The sequence below is a fragment of the Streptomyces vastus genome (genome assembly GCF_039532825.1).
In the GTDB taxonomy this organism is placed as follows: domain Bacteria; phylum Actinomycetota; class Actinomycetes; order Streptomycetales; family Streptomycetaceae; genus Streptomyces; species Streptomyces vastus.
In genome coordinates, this window is the sequence record NZ_BAAASJ010000099.1 from 286,300 (window position 1) to 297,126 (window position 10,827).

Genomic DNA, 10,827 nt, shown 5'->3' on the forward strand with positions numbered 1-10,827 from the left:
CCAAGGCGCCGTAGTGGGCCTGGGAAATCACGTCGCAAAGCAGCAGGAAAAGGTAATTCCGCACGGCGGACTTGGTGTGTTCCTACTGAGCGGGGCCTGAACAAAACGGAAACACGTCGCGTGCCGCACGAGGCGGACATCACCGGTCGGTCGTCACGCCACCACCGCGAGGAGCGTGGTCGCGGCCGTGGTCAGGGGCTCGGCCCCCGCCAGTACGGAACGGCGGCGGGCCTCGGCGGGGAGGATGCCCCGGGTGGCCAGCCGCCACAGGGTGTCCTGGTCCGTCGTCACCCGCGCCGCGGCCTCCCCGCCGGGCGCGCAGGACGCGTCGGGTGCGCCGGGAAGCCAGCGGTCGGCGCCCCGCGTTGCCCACCAGGTGCCGCCCGCGGGGCCGGTGACGTCGAAACGTACGGCCGTTCCCCGCGGCCGGTCCACGGTACGAAGCGTGTGCGGCAGGGCGCGCAGGAACGTGTCGATCACCGGGCCGAGCAGCTCCGGCTCGTCGGCACCGGGGCGGTCGACGGCGTCGCGGATCTGCTGCTGGTGCACCCAGAATTCGGTGTACTCGCGGGCGATGTCCAGCCAGGCGGGACTGGGCTCGTCCGTAGAGGCCCAGGACACGTCGACGGCGGCGGGGGCGTCGAGTCGGGCGCCGGCCCAGACTTCGTCCAGCTGCGGGCCGAGGCGGGCGAGCAGCTCGGCCATCAGGCGTGGGCTGCACTGGCGGGTCGCCTCGACGAAGACACCGTTCATGCGTGCCACATACGAGGGCAGCGTCTCGTCGTCGGCGAACACGGCACCGCTCCACCCGTCCCGGATGCCCGAGAGGCGGCGCATGTAGTCGTTGAGGACATGGCCGACCACGTCGTGCACGTCCCACCCCGGGCAGACCGTCGGCCGTCCCCAGTCCTCGTTCTCCAACGAGCCGAGCAGGTCGAGCAGCGCCCGCCGCTCACGCACGAACAGGGGACGGGTGTCGATGGCGGGCCCGAAGGAGGTGGTCATACGGAAACGCTAGGCCTTCCGCCACCGGAAGTTCCCCTACTTATCGGCGGACTTGCCCGTACCCTTCGCCGCCTTGGCCGCCGCCTTCAGCTCCTGTTTGTGTGCCCGTACCTTCGCCAAGGACTCGGGGCCGGTGATGTCGGCGACCGAGCGGAACGACTCCGGGTCGCCGTACGCGCCCGCTGCCTCGCGCCAGCCCTGGGGGCGTACGCCTAGTTGTTTGCCCAGGAGGGCCAGGAAGATCTGGGACTTCTGGGCGCCGTAGCCGGGGAGGGCGTTGAGGCGGCTGAGGAGTTCCGTGCCGCTGGCCGCGTCCTTCCAGAGCGCGGCGGCGTCACCGTCGTAGTGCTCCACCAGGTACTGGCACAGCTGCTGGATCCGCTTGGCCATCGAGCCCGGGTAGCGGTGCACGGCCGGCTTGGTGGCGAGGAGTGCGGCGAAGGCCTCGGGGTCGTATGCCGCGATCTCGTGTGCGTCGAGATCGTCCGCGCCCATCCGCTGGGCGATGGCGTACGGGCCCGCGAAGGCCCACTCCATCGGAATCTGCTGGTCCAGCAGCATCCCGACCAGCGCGGCCAGCGGACTGCGCCCGAGGAGTTCGTCGGCTTCGGGCTGTTGAGCGAGGTGAAGGGTCACGTCCATACTTCGAGGATCGCCCCGCAGGCCTCCTCACGCCCGCCCGGCGCTCAGCCCTCCACACTCGCTGAACACCACGCTCACCCCTCCCGCCAGTAACCCAAGACGTGCACCCGCTGCTGCGACTCGGGGGTGCGTCGGCGGGGCCCCGTGGGGCATGGTCGGGGGATGGCCAGTGACATCACTCCCGAAGACCTTGTCGCTCACTTTCAGTTGGAGCCGATCCCCAAGGAGGGCGGGCGGTTCCGGCAGCTCTGGGCCGGGCCCGAGCGGGGGGACGGGCGGCCCGAGGGGACCTCGATCGTTGTGCTGCTGACCTCGGAACCGGGGGATTTCTCGGCGCTGCACCGGCTCCCCACCGACGAGGTGTGGCACTTCTATCTCGGTGATCCCTTGGAGATGCTGCTGCTCGACCCGGACGGTACGTCCCGCACCGTCGTCCTCGGTCCCGATGTGCTCGGTGGGCAGTACGTCCAGTTCACCGTGCCCGCGGGGACCTGGATGGGTGCGCGGGTCGTGGCGGGCGGCACCTGGTCGTTCTTCGGGTGCACGATGGCGCCCGGGTTCACCTATGGCGGGTACGAGCACGGAGACGCGGCCGAGCTGACCGAGCGGTACCCGGCGGAGGCGGTGCGGATCGCCGCGCTGAGCCGGCCGTGAGCGGGCTGCTCGACGGGCAGGTCGCGCTGGTGACCGGAGCCTCGGGCGGCATCGGGCGGGGGATCGCGTTGCGGTTCGCCGAGGCGGGAGCGGCGGTGGCGGTTCACTACCGCACGGACGCGGAGGGGGCCCGCGAGGTCGTCGGGCTCATCGAGGACGCGGGCGGCAGCGCGGTCGCCCTGCACGCCGAGCTCACCGTCGAGGCCGAGTGCCGGCGCCTGGTGCGCGAGGCCGCGGACTGGGGCGGCGGCACGCTGACGGCACTGGTCGACAACGCGGGCGTACAGCCGGTCCAGGAACTGCCCGGCATGACCCTGGCCGACTGGCGGGCGGTGGTCGACGCGAACCTGTCGAGCGTGTTCGCGTGCACGCAGGCCGCGGTGGAGGTGATGCGAGAGGGCTACGGCAGGGAGGGCAGGGACGGCAGCCGCGGGAGCATCACCCACATCGCGTCGATCGAGGCCACGCACCCCGCCCCGCTGCATGCCCACTACTCCGCTTCCAAGGCGGCCGTCGTCATGCACGCTCGGTCGGCGGCCCTGGAGTACGGTCCGTACGGGATCCGCGTCAACACCGTCTCACCAGGGCTGATCGACCGAGCAGGCCTTGCGGAGGCCTGGCCGGACGGCGTACGGCGCTGGCAACAGGCCGTCCCCACCGGCCGGTTGGGCCGCCCGGAAGACGTCGGTGACGCCTGTGTGTTCCTCGCCTCCCCGATGGCCTCGTGGATCACGGGACACGACCTGGTCGTGGACGGCGGGGTGTCGGCGCGACCGACGTGGTGAGGACGGGCGGGGGCGCGCGGGCGGGGTGTTGAGCAAGGTGCTGCGTACATTCGTATCCCCATCCGGGGCTTGATGCGCACCAGGGGGAAGCAGCAGGGGAGAAAGGGAGAGGACGGGGCAACATGGGCCGAATACAGCGGATGGCGGCGCCGCGCCGGGCGGTGGCCCTCGTCCTGATGCTGGGCACCCTGTTCCTGCTGGGCGGTGCCGGAACCGCCTCCGCGCACTCCTCCGTGCGCGACACCGACCCCCGTGAGGGCACCGTCCTCAAGACCGCCCCGAAACAGGTCACCATGACCTTCACCGAGTCGGTCGGTATCTCCGACGACTCGATCCGGGTCCTCAGCCCCGACAACCGGCGCATGAACGCGGGCGCCGCCGAGCACGCCGGCGGCTCCGACACCGTGCGTGTACGGCTCCAGGACGATCTGCCGGAGGGCACGTTCACCGTTGCCTGGCGGGTGGTCTCGGCGGACAGCCATCCCATCTCGGGCGCGTTCACGTTCTCCATCGGCGCGCCCTCGGCGACCACCGCGAACGCCTCCGCCGAGCCCGCCGTACACCCCGCCTCCGGTCTGCTCTACGACCTGGCCCGGTACGCCGCGTACACCGCCGGGGCGCTGCTCATCGGCGCGGCCACCTTCGTCCTCGCCTGCCGCCCGCCCGCCGTCGCCCCCCTCCGGAAACTCTTCCTCCTCGCCTGGTGGACCCTGCTCCTGTCCACCGTCGCGCTGCTGTTCCTGCGCGGCCCGTACGCCCGCGGAACCGGCCCCGCGACCCTCCTCGACCTCTCCCTGCTCAAGGACACGCTGAGCGGCAGGCCGGGGTGGGCGCTGCTGGCGAGGCTGGTGCTGGTGGCGTTGGCGGCGGTCTTCCTCGTACGACTGGGGGCGCGGGAGCCACAGGCGGAAGAGCGGCTGGACGAGCGGCCGAAGCCCGCCGTGCTCGCTTCGGGCGGGGTGCTCGCCGTGGCGCTGGCGGTCACCTGGGCCGCCGCAGAGCACGCGTCCGCGGGGATCCAGGTTCCCGTGGCGATCGTCTCCTCCGTACTGCATCTGCTGGCGATGGCGGTCTGGATGGGCGGCCTCGCGGCGCTGCTCACCACGCTGCACCGCGCCGAGATCCCGCCCTCGGCGGCGTCGGTGGCCCGTTTCTCGCGGCTCGCGTTCGCGTCCGTGGTGGTCCTGGTGGTCACGGGTGTCTACCAGTCCTGGCGGGGGCTCGGCTCCTGGGAGGCGCTCACCGGTACGTCGTACGGCCGGATCCTGGCCGCCAAGGTGTGTGCGGTCGTGCTGCTGTTGGGGGCGGCGGCGTATTCGCGGCGCTGGACGGCGGGGCTGCTCGCGGCGGAAGAGCCGGTGCGGGTGCGGGAGTTGGAGACGGTGGGGGCGAGTACGGGGGGTGGGGGCGGTGGTGACGAAATCGGCAATTCGGGCAAGATCGATCAGTTCGACAAGTCCAGCGGACCCGGTGACCCTGGTGAACCCGGTGACCCTGGTGAACTCGGCGGGCCTGGTGAACCCGGTGGACCTGGCGAGGCTCCGCCCCCTCACCAGGCCCTGCGCCGTTCCGTGCTGGCCGAAGTCGTCGTGGGCGTCGTGGTGTTGTTGCTCACGACGGTTCTGACCGGCACCCAGCCGGGCCGGGCCGCCACCGAGACCCAGGACGCGCCGGCCGCTCCGGCCGGTCAGCCCACGACCTCGATGACCTTGATCCCCTTCGACGTCGGCACCCCGGGCGGGAAGGGCAAGGTCCAGATCGTCCTCGAGCCGGGCCGCGTCAACGAGAACACGGTCCAGGCGATCGTCATAGGCCCGGACGGCGTCGCCACGGTCCCCGAACTGCGCCTCACCTTCACCCTGGCCGCCGAGAAGATCGGCCCCATCGACGCCGAGCTCACCGACCAGGGCGGCTACTGGGGCACCAACTCCCTCAACCTCCCGCTCCCGGGCACCTGGACCATGAACGTCACGGTCCGCACCTCGGACATCGACCAGGTGACGGTGTCGAAGAAGGTGCAGATCTCGCCCTGAGGGGGTTCGCGCCGCCGATTCCTACTCGTTCGAGAATTCCTCCACCACCGTCGCCCCCAGCTCCTTCACGATCAGTTCATGCCCCGACAACGCCGACTCGTCGAGGTCGGGATCGTCGTCCGCCGGGATGTCGTCCTCCGGCGAGACGGGAGGTGGCTCCGGAGCTGATGGGCGCGAAGGCGGCGGAGATGTCGGTGCGGAGGCCGGAGCGGGGGTGGCCGGAGCCTGGGGGGTGCTGGGCCGGGGCGTGGGGGCAGCGGGTTGCTGGGGGGCGGAGGGCCTGGACGCGGGCGGAGCGGCGGCGCTTCCGGATCCGTAGCCTCCGCCGGATCCGTAGCCCCCGCCGGTGCCGGGCCCGGTCGGTGGTGGGGTCGCCGAACCCCCTGACGCATCGACGATCGCCTCGATCTTCCACTGCACGTGGAACTGATCGGCCAGCGCCTGGCGCAGCACATCCTCACTGCCGCTGCTCAAGAAGTTGTCGCGAGCCCCCGCGTTGACGAAGCCGAGCTGGAGCGTCGTACCGTCGAAGCCCGTGACCTGCGCGTTCTGACTGAGCAGGATCCATGTGAAACGGCGCCGGTTCTTCACCGCGTCAAGGATGTTCGGCCACAGCATGCGGGGGTCGAGCCCGCCGCTCGCGGGAGCTGCCGGAGCGGCAGGAGCGGCGGGGGTGGATGGCGGGGGCGGGCCCGCAGGTGCCGGAGCCGTGGGCGACGAGGATGCGGCCGGAGTCTGTCCACCGCCCGCGGGCGCCGCCGTCGGCCACCCTCCGGGACGGCGACCGCTGCCCGCGGCCGTCGCGGTGGGCCAGGCACCGGGCGCTTCCCCGGAGGGGGGAGCGCCCGTCGGCCCCTGAGCGGGCGGCTGCTGAGGGGACGGCGCGGGCGCGGCCGGAGGCTGTGGGGGCTGTGCGGGCTGGGCTGCGGCGGCCTGAGCCGGGCCGGAGCCTGCCTCCTGTGCCCTTCCAGCCGGCCCACCAGCACCAGCACCGGAGCCGGGAGCCCCAGCCCCCCGCACCGCCGCCCGAGCCGCCTCCGGCCCGCCACCCTGCGGAGCAGAAGGCACCGACGCGGAGCCGCCCTGCGCTCCCCCAACCCCATGAACCTCGGGCCCCGGCACGTACCCCATGGCGGGCCCGGTCGCCGCCCCCGTGAAGTTGACCCCCCGCTCCAACCTGTCGAGCCGAGCCATGACAGACCGCTCATCGCCGTACGCGGCGGGCAGCAGCACCCGTGCGCAGATCAACTCGAGCTGAAGCCGGGGCGAAGTGGCCCCCCTCATCTCCGTAAGCCCGTCATTGGCGATGTCGGCGGCCCGGCTCAGTTCGGCCGCACCGAAGACCCCGGCCTGGGCCTGCATCCGCTCCACGACATCGGCGGGAGCATCGATGAGCCCCTTCTCGGCGGCATCGGGCACCGCGGCCAGAATGACCAGGTCCCTTAGCCGCTCCAGCAGATCGGCGACGAACCGACGCGGGTCGTAACCCCCCTCGATCACCCGGTCCACGACCTCGAAGGCAGCGGCCCCGTCCCCCGCCGCGAAGGCCTCGACGACGGAGTCGAGCAGCGACGCATCCGTGTACCCCAGCAGCGAGGTCGCCATGGCATACGTCACGCCGTCCGCACCGGCGGCGGCCAGCAGCTGATCCATGACGGACATGGAGTCACGTACGGAACCGGCACCGGCCCGCACGACCAGTGGGAGCACCCCGTCCTCGATGGGAATGCCCTCACGCCCGCAGACGTCGGCCAGGTACTCCCGCAAGGTGCCGGGCGGCACGAGCCGGAAGGGGTAATGGTGCGTCCGCGACCGGATGGTCCCGATGACCTTCTCGGGCTCGGTCGTGGCGAAGATGAACTTGAGGTGCTCCGGTGGCTCCTCGACCACCTTCAGCAGGGCGTTGAAGCCCGCCGAGGTGACCATGTGCGCCTCGTCGATGATGTAGATCTTGTACCGGCTGCTTGCCGGCCCGAAGAAAGCCTTCTCCCGCAGGTCACGGGCGTCGTCCACACCGCCGTGCGAGGCGGCGTCGATCTCGATGACGTCGATGGACCCCGGCCCGTTCCTCGCCAGGTCCTGGCACGACTGGCACTCACCGCACGGCGTGGGCGTCGGCCCCTGCTCGCAGTTCAGACAGCGGGCCAGGATCCGCGCACTGGTCGTCTTTCCGCACCCGCGCGGCCCGCTGAACAGGTACGCGTGATTGACCCGGTTGTTCCGCAGCGCCTGCTGCAGCGGGTCGGTTACATGCTCCTGCCCGATGACCTCGGCGAACGACTCCGGGCGATAACGGCGGTACAGCGCGAGAGACGACACGCATACGAGGTTATAGGCGCCCACTGACAACCCGGACCGCCCGCGGAACAACCTCGTGGCCAGGCCCGTACGTACCCCGGCACGTACCCCCGGAACGCAAGCGCCCCCCACGCACCCGCCAGAGCCAACCTACCCTTGCTGCCTTCCGGCCCTGGGGGAGTTCAGTCAGATAGCGCCGCGTGAGGGGCTCCGCACAGGGTACAGGATCTGACCGGCACGAACGAGTTCGCGACCACTCCCCGGCGTCCTGTAATGTTTCCGGCGGAGGATTCGCCTAGAGGCCTAGGGCGCACGCTTGGAAAGCGTGTTGGGGGCAACCCCTCACGAGTTCGAATCTCGTATCCTCCGCCAGTGCCTCACCGGGCACGATGTCGAAGGGCCCCACCGTTCGCGGTGGGGCCCTTCGACGTTGTCCTCAGACCTCGTTGTCCTGGTTTTTGTCCACAGCGGGTGTTTCCAGGGGCCCACAAGGCTTCGGCAATCTTCCGGGCCACGTCCTTGAGCATGGCGTCCGGCACATGCAGCTACCTCGCCCGCATACTCGCGGAGCTGCCCAGCTCCCACCCCATGATCTGATCGATGACGCGAGCCAGCCACCGAGCAGCATGAGCACGGTGGCGGCCGTGTGCCGGGCAGGTGCAGCCGGGCGTTCCGGACCCCCGCGTCTTCCAGCAGCCGCTTCCAGTCGTGGAGTCCGTGTTCGGGCTCAGCGGGTCACCCAGCGGCTTGGTGAACACGCAGTCCGACTCGATCCACGGGTCACCGGCCGTCTTGCGCTCCTGCGCTTGAGTCTTGGCATGAGCCCGGAGCATGGCCACCAGCGGACCGGGCAGGGGCACGGCGCCGGCCCGCTCGGGACTTGGTGCTCTTGGTCTCGCGCCGGACCTGCACCTTGTCCGGGCAGTACCCCGCTTTAGCCCGGCCGCACGGTGAGGCGTCCGGGCACCCATGCTTGTACCTGGGGCGCAGACGGTTCCGGCGCAGTTTCAGGTACCCGTTGTCGAGGTCGACGTCAGACCAGCGCAGTCCGAGAGTCTCGCCCTGCCGGAGTCCGAGCGCCAACGCCAGCATCCACGGCGTCGTTCCGTGGTTGCTGTTGTCATGCAGCCTCGCTGATTGTCTTGCAGCACGGCAGGTGTGACCGCTGTCGGCTTGGTTCACGGCCAGGTCCTGACCGGCGACCCTGGCGCCGGGACGGAGAATGCGGAGCCGGGTGAGAGGCCTGACCGCTCAGCCGCGCGGGCGGACGTGAATATCCAGCCTGCTCCTCACTGGCATCTGCACCGGCTGTGAAGAACCTGTTGCGCCTCGCCCGTACTCCCGCTTCGCCGCCGCGAACCTCTCCTTCGGTACGTCGACCGAGTCGTACACCGCGAACGGATCGGGCAGCGTCACGCCGGTGAACCAGATCAGGTCGTGCTGGAGCGGGTAGAAGCACATCTGCCAGCCACTCGTGAATGCCGCGGTCGGCGAAGGCTTGGGGTACCCCGCTGCCGGACGGAGGAAATGCGGGGCCCACCGTGCGCAGCCGCTCGGCCGCCAAGCCAACCAGAGAGACGTTGGGCACGGGCTCGGGATGGGGCATGACGATGTGAGGCAAGTGCCCAGGTCGTGGCATGCCTGGATATGCAACCTCAAACGCCCGGCATCTCGGCTTGAGTGCAGAGCTCAGCACCCGTGAGGCATACGGCGGGTTCCGCGGCTCTAGTCGTCGTCAGGCGCTGCCGACGCAGGTCGTCAGCTTCGAACCGAACACGCGCTCTCAGACGGAGCGGACGGCGCAGAGGAGCCAGGTTCACTGCCGACGAGAGCTGGGCAACACCCTGAACTCAAACCATCGCGCAAAAATAGTCAAAGAATACCAACATCGATCTCAATTACCAATTAGTTGGTCACTCATGCCCGCAATGCAACAATCAGATGTAACTCGAAGAACCACCCCCTAGCATCTCTAGCGACTGATCGAGACGCGCAGTCGCGCCACCCTCGACCCCCAAGACATCGACACAAAGCTAGGAGAGGGCAGAACGTGGCCGAGGAAGACAGTGAGAATCCGCGCACATACACCGAGGTCACCGAAGTGACGCCCGATAAGTGTTCGAGCTGGATGGAAAAAAGGACATGTAACCGCGTCCCCTTGAAGCGCTCCAATGTAGACAAGTTTAAGAGCATTCTGCGAAATAGACAGTTTCGCACTACCCACCAAGGCTTCGCTCTGGACTGGCATGGCTGTCTCATCGACGGACAGCACCGAGCTGCCGCCATTATCGAGACCGGCGTTACAGTGACCGCACAGGTCACGTACAACCTCAGCCCGGACACCTTTGCTGCGATTGACGGCGGTCGCGTCCGTGCAGCTGGCGACTTCGTCGCACAGATCACGGAGATGAGGCAGAGCAACGCCAACGTCTATGCAGCCGCGCTTAAGATCCTCGCAAACCGCGCTGCGGGCCTGCACTGGATGAGGTGGACCAGCGGACGGCTGACCGCCGAACAAGTACAGGATTTGGTCCCAAGGTGGCCAGTCGACGAGGAGCGCATCGTCCGCCTGGTCAGCAAGGGAAAGCAATGCCACTCCAGCGCAACGGGATTGATTGTCGCGCGCACGATCATTACCGAAGTATGGCCTGAGAGTATCACCGACCTGTTCTTCGACGGCATCGGCGAGACCAGCCGCGAATTCGTCGGGCGAGACCCTCGATCCCTGTACACGAACACCATGATCAATGTGAACCGCGGGGTCGTGAGCAGGGACAGCGTTCAGCAGTCGGCTCAGGCCATCAAAGCATTCAACGCCCTCGTATCGGGTGACTCTATTGGCACCCTGAAGAAAATGAAGGTGGCTGGCGTAAAGATCATCAAGGATCGACGAACCGGCAAGGAGATTCAGCAGGAGTACCCTCCGGACCGTTATCCGGAAGTCATTCAGCCGGCCATCAACATCAGTGACAAGTGGCTTGGGAATGACAGCACAACGTCGATCGGATAAAGGACAGGTCAAGGCTCCCGCCGACGCAAGCGCATCTAGTCGTGAGGGACAAGGCACCGAGCCCGACCGGCTTGGGCAACAAGCGCTAGTACAGGTCCCTCGATACCGCGGCGGAGCCGCATGGCATCGGCAGCCTTGCCACGTGCTGGTGATACGAAGTCGTCGGCGGCCCTGGGCTCCTGGCAGCCGAGGTATATGAGGTGAGTGCCAAGGTGTGGCGTCGTTCACCGTCGGCCCCTTGGCGAGTTCCCGGAGTTTGGTCGGGCTCTGGCGCGGTGCTCGGAACTGGTCACGGACGGCCTGTCAATCCCCTCGAACTGTGGAGATCTTCTATGCGGCCAGCCCCAGGGCGGAGTTGGCTCGGTGGTCGTGTTCGTAGTCGATCGGGCTCCGGTATCCG

The 10,827-nt window shown here is 68.9% G+C and carries 8 protein-coding genes, 1 tRNA gene, 1 other RNA gene and 1 pseudogene; 5 read left to right on the top strand and 6 right to left on the bottom strand.

Features of this window, described 5'->3' with window-relative positions; all coding sequences use genetic code 11:
• Positions 1 to 153: 153 nt before the first annotated feature.
• Together ABD357_RS32895 and ABD357_RS32900 are read right to left on the bottom strand one after the other, a co-directional pair.
• Positions 154 to 1,005: a maleylpyruvate isomerase family mycothiol-dependent enzyme gene (locus tag ABD357_RS32895; protein WP_344394672.1), complete on the bottom strand. Its 852-nt coding sequence runs from the start codon at positions 1,003 to 1,005 to the stop codon at positions 154 to 156.
• 36 nt (positions 1,006 to 1,041) lie between these two features.
• Complete coding sequence (locus tag ABD357_RS32900; protein ID WP_344394674.1) at positions 1,042 to 1,647, bottom strand: HhH-GPD-type base excision DNA repair protein; 606 nt, start codon at positions 1,645 to 1,647, stop codon at positions 1,042 to 1,044.
• A 162-nt stretch (positions 1,648 to 1,809) separates the two neighbouring features.
• On the opposite strand from ABD357_RS32900, the gene ABD357_RS32905 reads away from it, so the two are divergent.
• From ABD357_RS32905 to ABD357_RS32915, 3 genes are all read left to right on the top strand, one after another.
• A complete protein-coding gene (locus ABD357_RS32905; protein ID WP_344394676.1) occupies positions 1,810 to 2,301 on the top strand; it encodes a cupin domain-containing protein in 492 nt (163 codons plus the stop codon).
• Positions 2,298 to 3,086, top strand: coding sequence for an SDR family NAD(P)-dependent oxidoreductase (locus ABD357_RS32910; RefSeq protein WP_344394678.1), 789 nt, complete (start codon positions 2,298 to 2,300; stop codon positions 3,084 to 3,086). The genes ABD357_RS32905 and ABD357_RS32910 overlap by 4 nt, the downstream gene beginning before the upstream one ends.
• Before the next feature lie 122 nt (positions 3,087 to 3,208).
• Positions 3,209 to 5,119 carry a copper resistance CopC/CopD family protein gene (locus ABD357_RS32915; RefSeq protein WP_344394680.1) on the top strand — a complete coding sequence of 637 codons (1,911 nt, stop codon included), beginning with the start codon at positions 3,209 to 3,211 and terminating at the stop codon, positions 5,117 to 5,119.
• Positions 5,120 to 5,140: 21 nt separating this feature from the next.
• Here the strand turns inward: ABD357_RS32915 and ABD357_RS32920 are convergent, their stop codons facing one another.
• Together ABD357_RS32920 and ffs are read right to left on the bottom strand one after the other, a co-directional pair.
• Complete coding sequence (locus tag ABD357_RS32920; protein WP_344394682.1) at positions 5,141 to 7,438, bottom strand: DNA polymerase III subunit gamma and tau; 2,298 nt, start codon at positions 7,436 to 7,438, stop codon at positions 5,141 to 5,143.
• A 93-nt stretch (positions 7,439 to 7,531) separates the two neighbouring features.
• Positions 7,532 to 7,630, bottom strand: an RNA gene (gene ffs, locus ABD357_RS32925) — signal recognition particle sRNA small type.
• 71 nt (positions 7,631 to 7,701) lie between these two features.
• Here ffs and ABD357_RS32930 point away from each other — a divergent pair.
• A tRNA-Ser gene (locus tag ABD357_RS32930) sits at positions 7,702 to 7,789 on the top strand.
• A gap of 64 nt (positions 7,790 to 7,853) precedes the next feature.
• Here the strand turns inward: ABD357_RS32930 and ABD357_RS32935 are convergent.
• Positions 7,854 to 8,515 (bottom strand): annotated as a pseudogene (locus tag ABD357_RS32935) (site-specific integrase); the annotation flags it as partial.
• 153 nt (positions 8,516 to 8,668) lie between these two features.
• Positions 8,669 to 8,878 (bottom strand): hypothetical protein, encoded by a 210-nt coding sequence (locus tag ABD357_RS32940; protein ID WP_344394684.1) that lies wholly within the window; start codon positions 8,876 to 8,878, stop codon positions 8,669 to 8,671.
• A gap of 589 nt (positions 8,879 to 9,467) precedes the next feature.
• Here ABD357_RS32940 and ABD357_RS32945 point away from each other — a divergent pair.
• On the top strand, positions 9,468 to 10,427 hold the full coding sequence (locus ABD357_RS32945) for a hypothetical protein (RefSeq protein ID WP_344394686.1): 960 nt from the start codon (positions 9,468 to 9,470) through the stop codon (positions 10,425 to 10,427).
• Positions 10,428 to 10,827 lie beyond the last annotated feature (400 nt).